This window comes from Streptomyces sp. NPDC104367, from assembly GCF_055583825.1.
The window spans coordinates 366,663-385,668 of sequence record NZ_JBVJND010000004.1; the positions used below are offsets into that span (position 1 = coordinate 366,663).

Here is a 19,006-nt window from a genome sequence, read left to right on the forward strand (position 1 = left end):
ACGTCATGACCACACAGGCAGAGTCATCACAGGACGGATCGGCGGGGGACCCGCAGGGGCTCAGCCGTCGGCACGCGCTGGGTCTGCTGGGGACCGCGGGGGCGGGCGCGGCCGCCACCGGACTGCTGGGGGCGGGGACGGCGCAGGCCGCGCCGCTGTCCGCACCGGCCTTCCACCTCACCGCGGACTCCTCAGGGGCACCCCCCGTCCAGGGCCTGCACCTCACCTTCGGCGCGGACCCGCGGACCCAGATGACGGTCTCGTGGATCACCGACGGTCCCGTCGCCAAGCCCGTCGTGCGCTACGGCACCCTGGAGCACGGCCTCGGCTCCAGCGCGGCCGCGCGGACCGTCACCTACGTCGACGGCACCTCGAACCGCACCGTCCACGTCCACCACGCCCGGCTGAACCGGCTCACCCCGGGCACCGAGTACCTCTACCTCGCCGCCCACGAGGGCGCGACCCCGGACAGCGGCACCTTCCGCACCGCCCCGCGCGGCCGGACGCCCCTCACCTTCACCAGCTTCGGCGACCAGTCGGCACCCCAGGTCACCTGGGCGGCCGACGGCACGGTCGCCCTGGACGCGAACTCCACGCCCGCGACGAAGGACATCGTCACCGGCATCGAGCAGGTCGCCCCGCTCTTCCACCTGCTCAACGGCGACCTCTGCTACGCCAACCTGGACGTCGACCGGGTGCGCACCTGGAACAACTTCTTCACCAACAACACCCGTTCCGCGCGCTTCCGCCCCTGGATGCCGGCGGCCGGCAACCACGAGATCGAGAAGGCCAACGGCCCGCTCGGCCTCGGCGCCTACCAGGCCTACTTCGCCCTTCCCTCCACCGAGACGGACGCCGAACTCGCCGGTCTCTGGTACGCGTTCACGGCCGGGTCGGTCCGGGTGATCGTGCTCCAGAACGACGACAACTGCCTCCAGGACGGCGGTGACGTCTACATCAGCGGCTACTCGGGCGGCCGGCAACTCGCCTTCCTGGAGAGGGAGCTGAAAGCGGCGCGGTCCTCGCGCGACATCGACTGGGTGGTGGTCGCCATGCACCAGGTCATGATCAGCTCCTCGGACGCCAACGGCGCGGACCTGGGCCTGCGCGAGAAGTACGGCCCCCTCTTCGACCGCTACGGCGTCGACCTGGTGCTGTGCGGCCACGAGCACAACTACGAACGCTCGCTGGCCGTGCGCGGGGTCGTGGCGAGCAGCGAGACGCTGACGCCGAACCCGGCCTCACCGGTCACCGACGACATCGACAGCGGCCTCGGCACCGTGCACATGGTCCTCGGCGGCGGGGGCGTCTCGGGCACCACGAACCAGAAGTTCTTCACCGACGGCACGGCCAAGGTGATCACCGCCGTGTCGGCGACCGCCGGCCCGAACGGCAAGCGCACCTCCACCTACGTGAAGGAGCAGGCGGTGTGGACGGGCGTCCGGGACGTGGAACACCCTTACGGCTTCGCCGCGTTCACCGTGGACCCGGGCCGGCACGCCGGTGACACCACGCGGATGCACGTGACGTACTACAACGTGAACAAGCCGCACGGCGAACTGACGGTCTTCGAGAACTTCACCCTGCACCGCCAGCGCTCCGACGGCCGCACCGCCTGATCCGGCTTACCGCCTGATCCTGGCACCGCCTGATCCGGCACACCGGCGGCCGGTCACGGGTCGGGCGGTGGTGGCCGGCGGGCGGGTGCCGGGTGCCGGATGCCGGTCAAGTTCCGCCGGTTCACGCGGGATTGCACCGGCCCGCCTTCCGGGGATACTTGGCTGAGCGACTTGATGCTCCCGCTCGGGGGCTGTGCGATGTCATCCACTCCTGGAAGGAAGTGCCGTGGCACCGGTGCTGGTCGGGCTCGAAGGTCTGCTGGCGGGGGAGCGCATTCCGGTCCTGGACACCCGCGTCACCTTCGGACGCAACTCGGAGAACACGGTCGTCATCTCCAGCCTGAGCGTCTCCCGCTTCCACGCGGAGATCGTCTTCGACGAGGACAAGGGCTATGTGCTGCGGGACCTGGACAGCAGCAACGGCACGCTGGTCAACGGCGAGGAGGTGGAGTCCCGGCTGCTGCGGCCCGGTGACGCGCTCACCCTCGGCGACCAGCTGTTCCGCTTCGAGGTGGCGGACGCCATGGAGACGCTGATGGCGCTCTCCCTGCCCCGGTCCGTGACCCACGGCCCGGACGAGGGCGAACAGGGGCCCGTCCTGCGGGTCACCGTCGCCGGCGGCGGCCCGGTCGGACTGTCCCTCGCCCTGCTGCTGGAGCACTTCCTCGGCCGCCAGGCGCAGATCGCCGTCTACGACGGCAGGTGGCGCAAGCAGGGCCGCACCGTCGTGTGGAAGAGCCAGGCCGAGGGCAACGTACGGCGCCAGCAGGTGGTGACCGTGCAGAGCCGCCAGTACCTCGCCTGGCCGGAGGAGGTCCGGGCCCGCCTCTTCGACCCGGAGCACTTCACGGAGATGTGGCCCTCCGGTCCGGACTCGGTCGGCGACCACCACCCGCGCAACATGCGCATCGCCTACATCGAGGACCGGCTCCTGGAACTCGCCAACGAGAAGCGGGACCGCATCCGGCTCGTACCGGCCAGGTTCGACGCGGCGCAGCAGCAGGACGGGCTCGCCGGCCGGCACGTACTGGCGATCTGCGACGGCGGCCGCTCGCGCACCCGGGAGCACTTCGCCGCCCGGTTCGGCAAGGCCGACGAGTCGATCTACTCCCTGGACGGCCGCCATCTCCAGGACGTCGTCCTCGGCCTGCGGGTGAAGTCCGGCCTGAGCGACCCCATGGCGGTGCTGCTGACGGTCGCCCAGAACCGCTTCCTCCTCAACTCGCTGCGCGGCGAGGGGTTCCTCAACATGCGGCTGACCGACGCGGAGGCCGCCGAGGTCATCGGCCTCGACCCGGTCCGCCGCGTCTTCGAGGAGTGCATCGCCTCCCGGCCGTGCCTGATGGACCGCGACCAGTACGGCGACTTCCAGTGCTCGACGCACGGCACGCTCTTCCTGCCCGCGCTGGTGAAGGGGTCGCCGCTGTGGCGGCGGGTGCGCGAGGGGCTGCTCCTGTTCGGCGTCGAGTCCGACGACCTGACGGCGGTGACCAGTTTCCGCCTCGACATGGTGCAACGGCCCCGTTTCTCAGCCGAGTTGCTGCCGCCCACCGCGAACTCGCCGGGCACCTACGGCTTCCTGCTCGGCGACGCCGCCAACGCGATCCACTTCTGGCCGGGCCGCGGTCTCAACAGCGGTCTGGCGTCCGCGATCTCGCTGGCCCGCTCGCTCAACAGCGTCTGGAACGGCAGGCCGTTCCGTGACGCGGACTTCCTGCGGCACGAGGCGGCCATGTCGATGCTCCAGTACCGGCACAAGAGCCGGGCGTGGAAGGCGATGGTCACCACCGACGACCGGGGCGTCACCTGGGCCATCAAGGACATCATCGGCCACGGCATCGACGGCATCCCCGAGGAGCCCGACCGCGCGGCGGACACCCGCACCCTGCTGGAGCGCATGGGGGCCATCCGTGCCCGCCTCGCCCGCCGGCTGCCCGGCATGCCGGACGACGGGGCGATCCTGGAGCGGCTCGGCACGCTGGAGCCCGCCACCCTGCGGATGCTCGTCCTCAGCGGCGCCTGGGACACCCTGACGATGGGCGGCGAGGAGGTCGACATCGACATCTTCTACGGCCAGGACTCCTCCGCGGCCGCGGCCGCCGTCGAGGCGCTGGAGCCCGCCTCCTAGAGTTGACTCTGTCAAAACTGGGAGGTTATGTTCGAGGTGCGCCGAGGGGAAGGTCCCCGTCGGCACACGTACTCACCAGGAAGCGCCATGCACTGTTACGACTGCGCCCAGGACGGGCGGACCGACACCACCGGGATCGGCGCCTGCACGCGCTGCGGCCTCTTCACCTGCGCGGATCACTCGCGGATCGTCCGGGCGGCCGTCCAGCGGCCGATCGGTGTGATCCCCATGACCAGTCCCGTGCCGGCGCGGCGGCTGGTCTGCGGCTCCTGCACCACGGCGGAGGCCTCCTAGACCGACTCGGTCGACTCCGGGTTGTATCGTGACCGGGAGCGGGCAGTCCGTGTTCCGTAGGAGAACGACATGACCACCGAGCAGTTCACGGGCGACCTGCTCAAGCGCAAGGGTCTGCGCAGCACGGCCCAGCGCCGGGCGGTACTGGCCGCCCTCCAGGGCCACCCGCACTCCACCGCGGCGGATCTCGAGACGCGCATCGGCGCGGGCGGGGCCACGGCGGGCGGACTCTCCCGGCAGGGCCTCTACAACGTGCTGGACGACCTGGCCGAGGCGGGTCTCGTCCGCTGCATCGAGCCCGCCGGTTCCCCCGCCCGCTACGAACTGCGGGTCGGCGACAACCACCACCACCTCGTCTGCCGCCGCTGCGGCCTCATCGAGGACGTCGACTGCAGCGTCGGCGCGGCGCCGTGCCTCACCCCCGGCGAGGACAGGGGCTTCGCCGTCGACGAGGCCGAGATCACCTGGTGGGGCCTGTGCTCGGGCTGCCAGGAGGCCGCCGCGCGGCAGTGAGACCGCGCGCCGCGCGGCCTGAACACCGACGAGCAACGGCCGGGCGCCCGGGAACGGGCGCCCGGCCGTCGTGCTGCCGTGCCCCGGCGTGCCCCGGCGTGCCGCGCGCCGACGGGCCGCATGCCGTTACCGATCCGTTTCGCGAGGTTAATTTCCGCGTCCGAAGGGTTGGCGGGAAGTCGTCCCCTGGTTATCGTTCACGCACTTCACTCAATCGTTCCGCTGAACGAATAGCGAGAGAGACGGTCGGTCCATGCCCGACATCCACCTCCCAGGGCGCCGCTCGGTGCTCGCCCTGGGCGCGGCCGGCGCGGCCTCCCTCGGCGCGTCCTGGCTGCTCACCGGCTGTACGGGGGCAGCCGCCGCCCCCGACCTGACCGCAGCCGCCCTCAAGGGGGAGCCCGACCCCGGCGGCACCCTGCGCATCGCCCGGCCCCCGGCCTCCGACGCCGAGACCCTCGACCCGGCGAGCTCCCTGTCGGCCTACGAGTACCTCGGCGCCCTCTACAACCGGCTGGTCCGCGTCGGCACGGACGGCGAACTCGCGCCCGACCTCGCCGAGTCCTGGGAGTCCGACGCCAAGGCCCGCACCTGGACCTTCCGGCTCCGCAAGGGCGTCACCTTCCACGACGGACGCGCCTTCACCGCCGCCGACGCCGCCTACACCCTGCGGCACATCCTCGACAAGGCCACCGCCTCACCCCAGGCCGCCGTCCTCGCCCCGCTCGTCGACCCGGGCACCCTGCGGACCCCGGACGCCCACACCCTCGTCGTCCCGCTCAAGACCCCGAACGCCGAGTTCCCGAGCCTGCTGACGCACTACAACTGCTACGTCATCCCCGACGGCAGCGCGAAGGGCATCGGCCGCACCGGCATCGGCACCGGCCCCTTCCGGCTGGAGTCCTTCGCCCCGGCGGGCCCCGGCCGGGTCACCGCGAACAAGGACCACTGGGCCGGCCGCCCGGTCCTGGACGCCGTCGCCTTCTACTCGGTCGCCGACATGTCCGCCCGGTCCAACGCCCTGCTCGCCGGCCAGGTGGACCTGCTCTCCCAGACCAACCTCGACTTCGCCACCGCCCGGGTGGTCGCCGCCTCCGACCGCGCCACCGTCGCCCGGGTGAAGGACGCGCAGTGGTACGTGCTGCCGATGCTCACCACCGAGAAGCCCTTCACCGACGTCCGCGTCCGGCAGGCCATGAAGCTCGCCTACGACCCCGAGCACGTCGTGAAGGTGGCGCTCCAGGGCGCGGGCACCGCCGGCTGGGACAACCCGGTACCGCCGAGCGACCCCGCCCGCATCTCCGCCCACCCCGCGCACGATCCCGACCAGGCCCGCCACCTCCTCAAGCAGGCCGGGCACGAGGGACTGAGCGTCGACCTCTACACCTCGTCGTACGACCCCCTGTTCACGCCGATGGCGCTCGCCTACCAGGACTCCGCCAAGCGGGCCGGCATCCGGATCAGGGTGAAGACGGCCGCCGCGGACTCGTACTACACGCAGATCTGGATGAAGAAGCCGCTCATGGCCACCTACTGGTTCACCGGGCGGCCCGTCGACCAGCTCTTCACCCAGATCTTCCGCGGCGGCTCCTCCTACAACGAGACCGCCTGGTCCGACAAGGAGTTCGACGCCGTCCTGGACCGGGCCCGCGCCGAGACCGACGACGCGCTGCGCCGTGAACTGTACGGCGAGGCGCAGACGCTGGTGATCGAACGGGGCGGGGCGATGACCCCGATGTTCGCCGACCGGCTCGTCGGCATCTCCCGCAAGGTCCGCGGCTACGCCGAGCACGGCTTCGAGTTCGACTACCTCAACATCGGCGTGAAGGGGGCCTGAGCATGCTGTCGTTCACCCTGCGCCGGCTGGCCTCGGCCGTCGGCACCCTGTTCCTCTCCTCCGTCCTCGTCTTCCTCGCCGTCCAGGCCCTCCCCGGTGACGTGGCCACCCAGATCCTCGGCAAGGACGCCACCCCCGACGCCGTGGCCGCCCTGCGCGGACAGCTCGGTCTCGACCGGCCCGCCTGGGAACGCTACGTCGACTGGATCAGGGGCGCCCTGCACGGCGACTTCGGCACCTCCCTCGTCTCCGGCAAGGGCGTCGGCGGCCAGGCCGCCCTGTACCTCGGCAACTCGGCGCTCATCGCCCTCGTCACCGTCCTGTTCGCGGTGACCGGGTCGATCGTCCTCGGCGTCCTCGCCGGCCTGTACCGGGACCGCTGGCCCGACCACCTCATCTCCACCGTCAGCCTCGTCGGCATGAGCGTCCCCGAGTTCGTGGTCGCCACCGTCCTGGTCCTGTGCTTCTCGGTCGCGCTGCCCTGGTTCCCCGCGGTCGTCCTGTACGGCCCCGAGGCGAGCGCCGGACAGCTCCTGCCCGCCGTCTGGCTGCCCGCGCTCGCGCTCGCCGTGGTGATGGCCGCCTACATCGTGCGGATGACCCGTACCTCCGTCATCGACGTGATGGCCGGCGAGTACGTCACCACCGCCCGCCTCAAGGGCCTGTCCACCTGGCGGATCGTCACCCGGCACGCGCTGCCCAGCGCCCTGCTGCCCACCCTGCACGTGATCGCCCTCAACGTCGCCTGGCTCGCGGGCGGGGTCGCGGTCGTCGAGAACGTCTTCAACTACCCCGGCATCGGAAAGCTGATGCTCTCCTCCGTACAGAACCGCGACCTGCCCGTCATCCAGGCCATCGCCCTCATCAGCGCCGTGATCTACGTCGTCTGCAACCTCGCCGCCGACCTCGGCGCCATGGCCCTCAACCCCAGGCTCCGCACCCGAGGGAGGACCCGGTGACCGCACTCGACACCACCCCGGCCACCACACCCGCCGCCCCTGCGGCCCCGCACGCCGCCGTCCGCGCCTGGCGCGGCCTGCGCTCGTCCCGCACCGCCCTGGTGGGCCTCGCCGTCGTCGCCGTCCACGTCCTCGTGGCACTGCTCGCCCCGCTGCTCACCTCCTACGACCCCATCGCCAACGACGCCTCGCACGCCCTGCTCGGCCCGAGCTGGGAGCACTGGGCCGGCACCGACCAGTACGGCCGCGACGTCCTCGCCCGGGTGCTGTACGGCGGCCGGTACGGGCTCGGCGTCTCCGTCGCCGCCACCCTGGTCACCGTCGCGCTCGGCACGGTCGTCGGCTGCGCCGCCGCCCTGCGCGGCGGCCTGTTCGACGACCTGCTCGGCCGGGTGCTCGACGCGATCCTGTCCGTGCCGTCGATCCTCGCCCTGCTCGTCATCGTCACCGCCCTCGGCACCGGACCCGCGGTGATCGTCCTCGCCATCGCCGTCGTCTACGTCCCGCAGGTCGTCCGCGTGGTGCGCGGCGCGGCCCTGGCCGTCGTCCCCATGGACTACGTCACCGCCGCCCGGGCCCGGGGCGAGAGCACCTGGGCGATCCTGCGCCGCGAGGTGCTGCCGAACATCACCGACGTGGTCTGCGTGGAGTTCGCGATGCGCGCCTCCTGGGTGGTGCTGCTGATCTCCTCGCTGTCCTTCCTCGGCTTCGGCGCCGACCCGCCCACCCCGGACTGGGGGCTGATGGTCGCCGAGAACCGCACCGCCATCACCGTCGTCCCGATGGCGAGCCTCGCGCCGATCATCGCCCTGGCCACCCTCGTGGTCGGGCTCAACCTCGCGGCCGACGGCCTCTCCAAGGCGTGGGGCGTGGACCGGATCAGGGAGGGTTCCTGATGACCTCTGTCGTTTCCGTCGACTCCCTCTCCGTCGCCTACCGTTCGGGCGGCCGCGAGGTGCCGGTCGTGCACGAGGTGTCCCTGACGGTCGCTCCCGGCGAGACCCTCGCCCTGGTCGGCGAGTCCGGCAGCGGCAAGTCCACCGTCGCCGCCACCCTGCTGGGCCATCTGCGGCACGGCTCCCGCGTCACCGGCGGCAGCGTCCGCGTGGACGGACAGGACGTGTTCGCCCTGCCCGCAAGGGAGTTGCGGCGGCTGCGCGGCGGGACCGTCGCCATGGTCGGCCAGAACGCCGGACAGGCGCTCACCCCGACCATGCGCATCGGCCGCCAGATCGAGGAGGCGGGCGGCGAGGTGCCGGTCGTCGACCTGCTCGAACAGGTCCGGCTGCCGCGCCCCGCCGAACTCGCCCGCCGCTACCCGCACGAGCTCTCCGGCGGCCAGCAGCAGCGCGTCGCCATCGCCATGGCCGTCGCCGCCCGCCCCAAGGTCCTCGTCCTCGACGAACCCACCACCGGCCTGGACGTCATCACCCAGCGCAGCGTTCTCGACCTGATCGCCGCCCTGCGCGACGAACTCGGCCTGGCCGCCGTCCTGGTCAGCCACGACCTCGGCGTCGTCGCGCACATGGCCGACGAGATCTGTGTCCTGAACACGGGCCGCGTGGTGGAGTCGGCGGCCACCCGCCGGCTGTTCACCGCGCCCCAGGACCCCTACACCAAGCGGCTGTTGGCCAGCGTGCCGCGCCTGGACGACGCCGGACTCGCCGTCGTGGACGAGGCGGGGGAGCGGACGGTCCGCGCCAAGGCCGCCGTCCCCGACGGCGCGCCGGTCGCCGTCGCCGCGAGCGACGTGACCGTCGACTACGGCAGCACCCGCGCCGTGCACGGCGTGTCCTTCGACGTCCGCCGGGGCGAAGTCCTCGCCCTCGTCGGCGAGTCGGGCAGCGGGAAGTCCACCCTGGCCTGGACCCTGGCCGGACTGCGCGCCCCCTCCGGCGGCACCATGACCCACGAGGCCGGCGACCTGGCCCGCCCGGCACCGAGCCGCCCGCTCCCGCTGCGGCGCCGGGTCCAGCTGGTCTTCCAGAACGCCGACACCTCCCTCAACCCCCGCCGCTCCGTCGGTGACGCGGTCCGCCGCCCGCTGCGCTTCTTCGGCACCGCGACCGGCCGCACCGAGGCCGCCGAACAGGCCCGCCGGCTCATCGCCGACGTGCACCTCGACCCGGCCCTCGCCGACCGGCTGCCCGCCCAGCTCTCCGGCGGCCAGCGCCAGCGCATCGGCATCGCACGGGCGCTGGCCGGCGGACCGGACGTCCTGATCGCCGACGAGATCACCACCGCGCTGGACGTCTCCGTCCAGGCCGAGGTGCTCCGGCTCCTGGACGACCTGTGCCGGGAACGCGACCTGGCCTGCCTGTTCATCAGCCACGACCTCGCCGTGGTGCGCGGCATCGCCGACCGCGTCGTCGTCCTGCGGCACGGCGTCGTGGTCGAGGAAGGGCCCACCGAGGCCGTCTTCGGCACGCCCGGCCACCCCTACACCCGCCGGCTGATGGCCGCCGCCCTCGAACCCGACCCCGACGCACCGTCCCGCACCGACGACACCCCCGACTGGGCGGACGCGACCGACGCGGACGCCCTGTGGACCGACCTCGGCGACGGCCACCGCGTGCGCCGCTGGACGCCCCTCAACACCCCCGTGGCCGAAGGAGTCTCGTGAAGCACCGCGACCAGTTCGAGCGCCAGGTCGTCCACGAGGACGTCTGGATCCCGACCCGGGACGGCAGCACCCGGCTGCACGCGCGGATCTGGCGGCCCGTGGACGCCGAGGCCGATCCCGTACCCGCGCTGCTCGAATACCTCCCCTACCGCAAGAGCGACTGGACCGCGCCCCGGGACGCCCAGCGCCACCCCTGGTACGCCGGACACGGCTACGCCTCCGTCCGCGTCGACATCCGCGGCCACGGCGACAGCGAGGGCACCCCCGGCGACGAGTACGACGCCCAGGAGCTCGCCGACGGCGTCGACGTCGTCAACTGGCTCGCCGCACAGCCCTGGTGCACCGGCAAGGTCGGCATGTTCGGCATCTCCTGGGGCGGCTTCAACTCCCTCCAGATCGCCGCCCTCGCCCCCGAACCGCTCAAGGCCGTCGTCACCGTCTGCTCCACCGACGACCGCTACGACAACGACGTCCACTACACCGGCGGCGCCGTCCTCGGCATCGACATGCTCGCCTGGGCCGGCACCATGCTGGCCTTCGCCTCCCGGCCGCCGGACCCGGCGAGCGTCGGCGCCGACCGCTGGCTGCCCATGTGGCGCGAGCGCCTCGGCTCCCTCGAACCCTTCCTGCACACCTGGCTCGACCACCAGGAGCGCGACGCCTACTGGAAGCACGGCAGCGTCTGCGAGGACTACGGCGCGATCGACGCCGCCGTCCTCGCGGTCGGCGGCTGGCACGACCCGTACCGCGACACCGTGCTCCGCCTCGTCGAGCACCTCCCCGCCGACCGCGTGCGCGGCCTGATCGGCCCCTGGTCCCACCAGTACCCCGACCGGGGGCTGCCGCCCGGCCCGGCCATCGGCTTCCTCCAGGAGACCCTGCGCTGGTGGGACCAGCACCTCAAGGGCGCCGACACCGGGGTGATGCGCGAACCGCTGCTGCGCGCCTGGATCAACGACCCGGTACCGCCCGCCACTTCGTACGACGTGATGCCCGGCCGCTGGGTGGGCGACGACAACTGGCCCTCCCCGAAGGTGACCTGGAGCGAGCGCACCCTCGCACCCGGCGCCGACGCCCCGGTCCTGGTCCGCTCCCCGCTCCACACCGGCCTCGACGCCGGCCGCTTCTTCCCCTTCGGCAACGCGAGCGACCTGCCGCCCGACCAGCGCGAGGAGGACGGCCGTTCGGTCTGCTTCGACTCCGCACCCCTCGCCGAACGCGTAGAGATCCTCGGCCGGCCCCGCGTCCGGCTGCGCCTGGACAGCGCGACCCCGCGCGCCAACGTGATCGTCCGGGTGTGCGACGTCGCTCCCGACGGCTCCTCGACGCTGGTCACCCGGGGCGTCCTCAACCTGCTGAGCCGGCACGGCCGGGACCGCGCGGTGGAGTGGACCCCGGGGACGTACGAGGACGTCGAGGTCGAACTCACCGGCATCGGCTACGCCTTCCCGCCCGGCCACCGCGTCCGGGTCGCCGTCTCCGACAGCTACTGGCCGTGGGTGTGGCCGCACGGCGAGCGCGGGGAACTGCGGGTCGTCCCCGCCGACAGCGCCCTGCTCCTGCCCGTGCGGGCGGCCGGAGAGGAACCGCCGATCGCCTTCGAGGAGCCGGAACAGGCGCCACCGCTCCCGGTGACCTACGACCGGCCCGCCGAGCCCCGCCCCGAACGGCTGATCACGCACGACGTGGCGGCGGGGGAGTGGACCCTGGAGGTCGATCCCAACTACGGGGGCTCGCGGACCTACCCGGACGGGCTCCGCTACGAGGAGAGCGCCCGGGAGACGTACCGTGTCCGCGGTGACGACCCGCTCTCCGCGAGCGCCGTGTCCGAGTGGCGCATCCGGCTGCGGCGCGGCGACGGGTACGACGCTGAGATCATGGCGCGTACGGAGCTGCGCGCCTCGGCGGCGGACTTCGTCATGGACAGCCGTATCGAGGCCCGGGCGAACGGAGAGACAGTGGTCAAGCGGTCCTGGCACCACACCAGCGCGAGGACGTCGGGATGACCGCCGCCAAGCCGCAGCGCTCCGCGAAGACCCCGCGCCGAGCCGTCCCCGCCGCCGACCGCACCCGCCAGCCCACCGAGGTCCGCCGCCGGCTGATCGTCGAGGCGGCCGTCCCGCTGATCGCGGAGCGCGGCTACGCCTCGGTGGGCGTCCGGGACGTGGCCGCCGCGGCCGGTGTCTCGGTCGGCACGGTCACCTACCACTTCGGCAGCGTGCAGGAGATCCTGTCCGAGGCGATGGTGCTGCACATCGAGCGGTACTACGCGGAGCTCAGCGAGGCGGCGCAGCGGGCCGGCAGCGGCGCCGAGGCGCTGCGGCTGCTCGTCGACGCCCTCTTCACCGAGGACACCGACCGGCACTGGCGGATGTGGTTCGACTACTGGAACGCCGGTGACCCGGCGACCGACGAGACCTTCGCCCGCGGCCAGGCGGAGCGTTACACGGCCTGGTACCGGCAGATCCGCGAGCTGGCCGAACGGGGCGTCGCGGACGGGGAGTTCGACGGCGAGGACCTCGACGGCTTCACCGTCCGGTTCGCCGCCCTCGCCGACGGACTCGCGCTCCAGCGGCTGCGCCAGTCACCGCCGCTGAGCACGCAGGACGCCCGCCGGCACCTCAACCGGCTGGTGGAGAACGAACTCGCGGTCCGCCCCGACCGCGACTGACCCCGACGGCCGCGTGGGACAGCCCTGTTCAGGGCCGTCCCACGAGGCCCTCCGTCCGGGCGCGACCGCGGGCGGAGCCCGCTGGTGTTCTCCGAGGGCGCGGCGCCGTCCGGTGGTCAGCGGCCCGGGCGCGGCCTCGTCGCGTGGACCCGCATGCGGGACGCGCCCGCCGGCCACACCACCCGCACCGGACGGCCTCGGGTCAGGGCGAAGGCCACCAGGTGGGCGGTGGCGTCACGGCCGTCGGAGGGCGAGCCGTCCCACACGGCGACCACCTCCCGGCACGCGGAGACGATGCCCTCGTCCACACCGACGCAGGCGTCGCGGTCACCGGGGTCGTACACCCGCAGCCGCACCTGCCCGGCGAGCAGCAGCAGCTCCCCGACCGGCACCCGGTCCCGCTCCGGCAGGGCCGGTGCCGCGCACCCGGTGGGGACCACCAGGACCAGTTCCCGGCCCGCCCGGCGCGCCGCCCGCCCGAAGGCGACCGCCGAGCCGCCGCGGGCCCGCACCAGCACCGGTTCCCCGGCCGCCGCGCGCCCCAGCCCCGCCACCAGCGCGTCCTCCAGGAGGCCGAGGGTCTGCGAGGTCACGTCGACATGGCCCACCAGCGCGATCACCGGTCACCCGCCCCTTCCCGACCCGGCCCCGCCGCCGGCGGCCGTCCCGCGCGGGGGACGGTGCCCGCCCAGCCGATCGCCATGGCGAGCAGCGCCGACACCACCACGGCGGGAACCGCGACCGCCGCCCACGCCACCCGGTCCGCGGGAGCGGCGTACGCCACCAGCAGCGCGGCGACCGCCGCCACCGCCAGACCGACGCCGAGGAGGGCGGCGAAGACGACCCGCGTGCGCCGCCCGCCCGCCCCGGGCGCCGCCTGCCGCAGCTCCGCCCAGTCCCGCAGCAGCTCCCGGACCTCGCGCCGGCGCTGCACGGCCGCCCGCGTCCACAGCCCGGCCGTGACCAGTGCCCCCGCACCGGCCACGCAGCCCGGCGGCCACCAGGCCTCCGCCGCCACCAGCAGCACCGCGACCGAGGCGACCGTGCCCCAGCCGCTCAGACACGCGGCCGCCGAACTGCGCCGGGAGTCCGGCCGGTCGGCTCCCGCGCGGACCTCGGTGAACGCCGGCAGGTACCAGACGCAGCCGGAGGCGGTAGCCAGCGCGGTGCCCAGCGCCATGACGGGATGTCCCACGGCTCAGCCCGCCGTCTCGGCCGCGGCGATCTCCGGGTGGTGCAGGTCGAACGCCGGGGACTCGGAGCGGATGCGCGGCAGCGAGGTGAAGTTGTGGCGCGGCGGCGGGCAGGAGGTCGCCCACTCCAGCGAACGGCCGTAGCCCCAGGGGTCGTCCACCTCGACCCTCCGGCCGTACTTCGCGGTCTTCCAGACGTTGTAGAAGAACGGCAGGATCGACAGGCCGAGCAGGAACGAGCCGATCGTGGACAGGGTGTTGAGGGCGGTGAAGCCGTCGGCGGCCAGGTAGTCGGCGTAGCGGCGGGGCATGCCCTCCGCGCCGAGCCAGTGCTGGACCAGGAACGTGGTGTGGAAGCCGACCGTGAGCGTCCAGAAGGTGATCTTGCCGAGCCGCTCGTCGAGCATCTTCCCGGTCATCTTCGGCCACCAGAAGTGGAACCCGGCGAACATCGCGTACACCACCGTGCCGAACACCGTGTAGTGGAAGTGGGCGACGACGAAGTACGAGTCGGAGATGTGGAAGTCCATCGGGGGCGAGGCCAGGATGACCCCGGTCAGCCCGCCGAAGACGAACGTGATCAGGAAGCCCGTGGTCCACAGCATCGGCGTCTCGAAGGAGAGCGAGCCCTTCCACATCGTGCCGATCCAGTTGAAGAACTTCACCCCCGTCGGGACCGCGATCAGGAACGTCATGAAGGAGAAGAAGGGGAGCAGGACCCCACCCGTCACGTACATGTGGTGCGCCCACACCGTCACCGACAGACCGGCGATGGCGATCGTCGCCGCGACCAGGCCCATGTAGCCGAACATCGGCTTGCGGGCGAAGACGGGGACGACCTCGGAGACGATCCCGAAGAACGGCAGCGCCAGGATGTAGACCTCGGGATGGCCGAAGAACCAGAACAGGTGCTGCCAGAGCAGCGCGCCGCCGTTGGCCGCGTCGAAGACGTGACTGCCGAACTTGCGGTCGCACTCCAGCGCGAACAGGGCCGCCGCCAGCACCGGGAAGACGATCAGGATCAGTACGGCGGTCAGCAGCACGTTCCAGGTGAAGATCGGCATCCGGAACATCGTCAGACCGGGCGCGCGCATGCAGACGATGGTGGTGATGAAGTTGACCGCGCCCAGGATCGAGCCGAAGCCGGAGAGCGCGACGCCCATGATCCACAGGTCGGCGCCCAGCCCCGGCGAGTGCACCGCGTCGGACAGCGGAGCGTACAGGAACCAGCCGAAGTCGGCGGCCCCGCCCGGGGTGAGGAAGCCGAACGCGGCGATCGACGAGCCGAACAGGAAGAGCCAGTAGGCGAGCATGTTCAGGCGGGGGAACGCGACGTCCGGGGCGCCGATCTGGAGCGGCATGATCCAGTTGGCGAAGCCGGTGAACAACGGCATCGCGAACATCAGCAGCATGATCGAGCCGTGCATCGTGAACGCCTGGTTGAACTGCTCGTTCGACATGATCTGCAGCCCGGGCCGGGCCAGTTCGGCGCGCATCAGCAGCGCCAGCACCCCGCCCACGATGAAGAACGCGAACGCCGTGACCAGGTACATCGTCCCGATCATCTTGTGGTCGGTGGTCGTCAGCCAGCGCACCCACGCGGGCCGCCGGTCCGCGCCGCCGCCCGTCCCCTCCTCGGCGACGGGCCGTATCAGCCCCTCGTCCGCACGCTTCACCTGGTCCACCTGCGCCTCGTCCATCGGACGGCGTCCTCCCGATCCGCTCGTGTCGTACCCGGGCCGGGAAGCGCCGCGTGGGCGGCCGAAGCCGCGGCGCCTCCCGGCCGCCGCCACATGATCGTCGGCAGGCACCCCCCACCCGATAGGGGCGAACGGGCCCCGCCTCGGCCCGGCATGGGGCCGATCGGCCCTGTTCGCGCAGGTGGGCGGGTCAGGACCCGGAGTTGCGGTACCGGCCGCGGAAGGCGGCCGGGGTCTCGCCGGTGCGGGTCCGGAAGAACCGGGTGAAGGCCGTGGCCACCGGGAACCCCAGGCGCTCCCCGACCGCCGCCGTCGCGAGGTCGGTGTGCACCAGCAGCCGCCGGGCCTCCAGCAGCACCCGCTCGTCGACGAAGTGCTTGGCACCGCAGCCGGCCGCGTCCCGGACGGCGCGCGTGAGGGTGCGGACGCTGTAACCGAGCGCGCGGGCGTACTCCTCCACCCGGTGGGAGCGTGCGAAGTCCCGCTCCACCGCTTCCCGGAACCGCTGGAACGCCTCGCTGTCCCCGCCGTCCTCCCCGGGCCCGCCGCGCCCGTGCGCCAGCCGCAGCAGAAGGACGGACAGCAGATGCCGTACGACCTCCATGTGGGCCTCCAGCGGCAGCTCGCCGAGGCGGCCGAACTCGTCCTCCAGCAGGTCCAGCGTGCGCCGCGGTGCCTCGTCCGCGGGGCGCAGCGGGACGGTGCGCGGCGCCGGCCGGTCCACCCGGGCGGCCCGCGCGGTGGCCGCGTCGAGGAGGCCCGGCTGGAAGAGCACCACGCTGCCCCCGGCCGTGGCGAGGCCCGACCGGAACTGGAGGATCTGCCCCGGCCGCACCCACAGCCAGGCCCCCTCCGTCAGCGTGTGGTCGGCGAAGTCGACGGAGCACGACAGCTCACCGGAGCGCACCGCGATCAGATGGTGGAAGGACGGCCGCACCGGCGCGGACAGCCCCCGGCCGTTCTTCAGGGCGCGCGCGTGCAGCGTGCCGAGGGCCAGCACCTCGGCACCCGGCGGCGCTCCCGCGGACGTCCGCAGATGGAGATCGGTGACCTCGACGTGTCCGTTTCTGTTCATGACCTGTCGCCAGCGTACGACCCCCGACGCCCGTACCGCACCTAACGTGGAATGCGACGGGGCCGCCGGACGGAAGCGAGCGGCCCCGGATCCCCCGGACGTCCCGAAGGCCGCCGCGACCGAAACGGTCCGTGCGCGCCCGCCGGGACGACGGCACCCCCCACCACCCAAGGAGCTGAACCTCTTGCGACTCATCGTGGGCATGACCGGGGCGACGGGCGCGGCGCTCGGCGTCCGGCTGCTGCGGAACCTGGCGGAGCTGCCCGAGGTGGAGACCCATCTGGTCCTCACCCGGTGGGCCCGCGCCACGATCGAGCTGGAGACGGGCCTGACCACGGCCGAGGTGAGCGCCCTCGCCGATGTCACGCACCGCCCCGAGGACCAGGGCGCGGCCATCTCCTCGGGCTCGTTCCGCACCGACGGCATGGTGATCGTGCCCTGCTCGATGAAGACCCTCGCGGGCATCAGCGCCGGATACGCCGAGGGCCTCGTCGGACGGGCCGCCGACGTGGTCCTCAAGGAGGGCCGCCGGCTGGTCCTGGTACCGCGCGAGACGCCGCTGAGCGAGATCCACCTGGAGAACATGCTCCGGCTGGCCCGCATGGGAGTGCGGCTGGTCCCGCCCATGCCCGCCTTCTACAACCACCCGCGGTCGGTCGACGACGTCGTGGACCACATCGTCGCCCGCGTCCTCGACCAGTTCGACCTGCCCGCCCCCGCCGCCCGGCGCTGGGAGGGCATGCGCGCGGCCCGCGAACTGCGCCCCGCCGTCTGACCCACCGCCCCACCAAGCCCCCGCAACCACCTAGGACGAATTCCCATGGCACACGACGACCTGCGCTCCTTCCTCGACACCCTGGAGAAGGATGGCCAGCTCCTGCGCATCACCGAGCCGGTCCTGCCCGAACCCGACCTGGCCGCCGCGGCCAACGCCGCCGGCCGCATCGGCGAGGGCGCCCCGGCCCTCTGGTTCGACAACGTCAGGGGCTTCACCGACGCCCGGATCGCGATGAACGTGCACGGCTCCTGGGCCAACCACGCCCTCGCCCTGGGCCTGCCCCGGTCCACCCCGGTCAAGGAGCAGGTGGCGGAGTTCGCCCGGCGCTGGGACGCCTTCCCGGTGCCGCCCGAGCGCCGCGAGGACGCCCCGTGGCGGGCGAACACCCAGGAAGGCGCCGACGTCGACCTGTTCTCGGTGCTGCCCCTGTTCCGCCTCAACGACGGGGACGGCGGCTTCTACCTCGACAAGGCCGCGGTCGTCTCCCGCGACCCCGAGGACCCGGACCACTTCGGCAAGCAGAACGTCGGCACCTACCGCCTCCAGGTCATCGCCCGCGACCGGCTCGCCGTCCAGCCGGTCCCCGTGCACGACGTCGCCCTCCACCTGAACAAGGCCGAGCAGTACGACGAGGACCTCCCCATCGCCATCACGCTCGGCAACGACCCCGTGATCACGATCGTCGCCGGCATGCCGATGGGGTACGACCAGAGCGAGTACGAGATGGCCGGCGCCCTGCGCGGCGCCCCCGCCCCGATCGCCACCGCCCCGCTCACCGGCTTCGACGTCCCCTGGGGCTCCGAGGTCGTCGTCGAGGGCGTGATCGAGGGACGCAAGCGCCAACTGGAGGGCCCCTTCGGCGAGTTCACCGGCAACTACTCCGGCGGGCGCCGGATGCCGGTGGTGCGCGTCGACCGGGTGTCGTACCGTACCGACCCCGTCTTCGAGTCCCTCTACCTCGGCATGCCCTGGACCGAGTGCGACTACCTCGTCGGCCCCAACACCTGCGTCCCCCTGCTCAAGCAGCTGCGCGCGGAGTTCCCCGAGGTCCAGGCCGTCAACGCGATGTACACCCACGGTCTGCTGGCCATCGTGTCGACCAGGAAGCGGTACGGCGGCTTCGCCAAGGCGGTGGCGATGCGGGCCATGACCACCCCGCACGGACTCGGCTACATCACCACGGTCATCGTCGTCGACGAGGACGTCGACCCCTTCGACCTGCCCCAGGTCATGTGGGCGGTGTCCTCGAAGGTCAACCCGTCCGGCGACGTGGTGGTCCTGCCCAACCTCCCGGTCGTGGAACTCGCGCCCGCCGCCCAGCCCGCCGGTATCACCAGCAAGATGATCATCGACGCCACCACCCCGGTCGCCCCCGACGCACGCGGCAACTTCTCCACCCCGGTGAAGGACCTGCCCGAGACGGCCGACTGGACCGTGCGGCTGCGCCGGCTGCTCTCCGAAGCCCGCGCCTGACCGCCCCCGCGGCCGTCGTCGGCCCGGACGCCCCGTCCGCCCCGTCCGCCCCCGTTATGTTCTTCGCGGTCCTGCAAGAGGGCCGCTGGCCTCCGGGCCCGGCATGACTGTTCCCCCCTGTCGAACGGATGACCTGGGGGTGG

General features: G+C 72.7%; 16 protein-coding genes. 12 read left to right on the forward strand and 4 right to left on the reverse strand.

The annotated features are described in order from the left end of the window. Positions 1 to 5: 5 nt before the first annotated feature. The 10 genes from ACZ619_RS08925 to ACZ619_RS08970 all read left to right on the forward strand — a co-directional run bounded on the left by ACZ619_RS08925 (position 6) and on the right by ACZ619_RS08970 (position 12,644). Positions 6 to 1,619, forward strand: a complete 1,614-nt coding sequence (locus ACZ619_RS08925; RefSeq protein ID WP_469595983.1) for a purple acid phosphatase family protein — start codon at positions 6 to 8, stop codon at positions 1,617 to 1,619. 226 nt (positions 1,620 to 1,845) lie between these two features. Next, positions 1,846 to 3,747 (forward strand): FHA domain-containing protein, encoded by a 1,902-nt coding sequence (locus ACZ619_RS08930; protein ID WP_469595986.1) that lies wholly within the window; start codon positions 1,846 to 1,848, stop codon positions 3,745 to 3,747. A gap of 87 nt (positions 3,748 to 3,834) precedes the next feature. Then, complete coding sequence (locus ACZ619_RS08935) at positions 3,835 to 4,041, forward strand: DUF2180 family protein (RefSeq protein WP_469595989.1); 207 nt, start codon at positions 3,835 to 3,837, stop codon at positions 4,039 to 4,041. Between the two features lie 69 nt (positions 4,042 to 4,110). Then, positions 4,111 to 4,554 carry a Fur family transcriptional regulator gene (locus ACZ619_RS08940; RefSeq protein WP_469595991.1) on the forward strand — a complete coding sequence of 148 codons (444 nt, stop codon included), beginning with the start codon at positions 4,111 to 4,113 and terminating at the stop codon, positions 4,552 to 4,554. A 253-nt stretch (positions 4,555 to 4,807) separates the two neighbouring features. Continuing rightward, positions 4,808 to 6,391: an ABC transporter substrate-binding protein gene (locus ACZ619_RS08945; protein WP_469595994.1), complete on the forward strand. Its 1,584-nt coding sequence runs from the start codon at positions 4,808 to 4,810 to the stop codon at positions 6,389 to 6,391. Between the two features lie 2 nt (positions 6,392 to 6,393). Continuing rightward, positions 6,394 to 7,350 carry an ABC transporter permease gene (locus ACZ619_RS08950; RefSeq protein ID WP_469595997.1) on the forward strand — a complete coding sequence of 319 codons (957 nt, stop codon included), beginning with the start codon at positions 6,394 to 6,396 and terminating at the stop codon, positions 7,348 to 7,350. Then, the gene (locus ACZ619_RS08955) at positions 7,347 to 8,246 is read left to right on the forward strand and encodes an ABC transporter permease (RefSeq protein ID WP_469595999.1); all 900 of its coding nucleotides are present in this window, start codon (positions 7,347 to 7,349) and stop codon (positions 8,244 to 8,246) included. The genes ACZ619_RS08950 and ACZ619_RS08955 overlap by 4 nt, the downstream gene beginning before the upstream one ends. After that, entirely contained in the window at positions 8,246 to 9,973 is a 1,728-nt protein-coding gene (locus tag ACZ619_RS08960; RefSeq protein WP_469596001.1) for a dipeptide ABC transporter ATP-binding protein, read from the forward strand. Before ACZ619_RS08955 ends, ACZ619_RS08960 begins: the two co-directional genes overlap by 1 nt. After that, on the forward strand, positions 9,970 to 11,979 hold the full coding sequence (locus ACZ619_RS08965; RefSeq protein WP_469596004.1) for a CocE/NonD family hydrolase: 2,010 nt from the start codon (positions 9,970 to 9,972) through the stop codon (positions 11,977 to 11,979). Before ACZ619_RS08960 ends, ACZ619_RS08965 begins: the two co-directional genes overlap by 4 nt. After that, complete coding sequence (locus tag ACZ619_RS08970) at positions 11,976 to 12,644, forward strand: TetR/AcrR family transcriptional regulator (RefSeq protein ID WP_469596007.1); 669 nt, start codon at positions 11,976 to 11,978, stop codon at positions 12,642 to 12,644. Before ACZ619_RS08965 ends, ACZ619_RS08970 begins: the two co-directional genes overlap by 4 nt. 116 nt (positions 12,645 to 12,760) lie before the next feature. On the opposite strand, the gene ACZ619_RS08975 is transcribed toward ACZ619_RS08970, so the two are convergent. The 4 genes from ACZ619_RS08975 to ACZ619_RS08990 form a co-directional block, all read right to left on the reverse strand. Then, complete coding sequence (locus ACZ619_RS08975) at positions 12,761 to 13,264, reverse strand: hypothetical protein (protein ID WP_469596009.1); 504 nt, start codon at positions 13,262 to 13,264, stop codon at positions 12,761 to 12,763. Beyond that, entirely contained in the window at positions 13,261 to 13,839 is a 579-nt protein-coding gene (locus ACZ619_RS08980; RefSeq protein WP_469596010.1) for a hypothetical protein, read from the reverse strand. The genes ACZ619_RS08975 and ACZ619_RS08980 overlap by 4 nt, the downstream gene beginning before the upstream one ends. 3 nt (positions 13,840 to 13,842) lie before the next feature. Continuing rightward, positions 13,843 to 15,537, reverse strand: coding sequence for an aa3-type cytochrome oxidase subunit I (gene ctaD, locus ACZ619_RS08985; RefSeq protein WP_469596012.1), 1,695 nt, complete (start codon positions 15,535 to 15,537; stop codon positions 13,843 to 13,845). Between the two features lie 190 nt (positions 15,538 to 15,727). Next, positions 15,728 to 16,612 carry a helix-turn-helix domain-containing protein gene (locus ACZ619_RS08990; protein WP_469596015.1) on the reverse strand — a complete coding sequence of 295 codons (885 nt, stop codon included), beginning with the start codon at positions 16,610 to 16,612 and terminating at the stop codon, positions 15,728 to 15,730. A 184-nt stretch (positions 16,613 to 16,796) separates the two neighbouring features. Here ACZ619_RS08990 and ACZ619_RS08995 point away from each other — a divergent pair, with 184 nt between their 5' ends. Together ACZ619_RS08995 and ACZ619_RS09000 are read left to right on the forward strand one after the other, a co-directional pair. Next, positions 16,797 to 17,387 carry a non-oxidative hydroxyarylic acid decarboxylases subunit B gene (locus ACZ619_RS08995; RefSeq protein ID WP_469596018.1) on the forward strand — a complete coding sequence of 197 codons (591 nt, stop codon included), beginning with the start codon at positions 16,797 to 16,799 and terminating at the stop codon, positions 17,385 to 17,387. Between the two features lie 45 nt (positions 17,388 to 17,432). Next, a complete protein-coding gene (locus tag ACZ619_RS09000; protein ID WP_469596020.1) occupies positions 17,433 to 18,863 on the forward strand; it encodes a non-oxidative hydroxyarylic acid decarboxylases subunit C in 1,431 nt (476 codons plus the stop codon). Positions 18,864 to 19,006 lie beyond the last annotated feature (143 nt).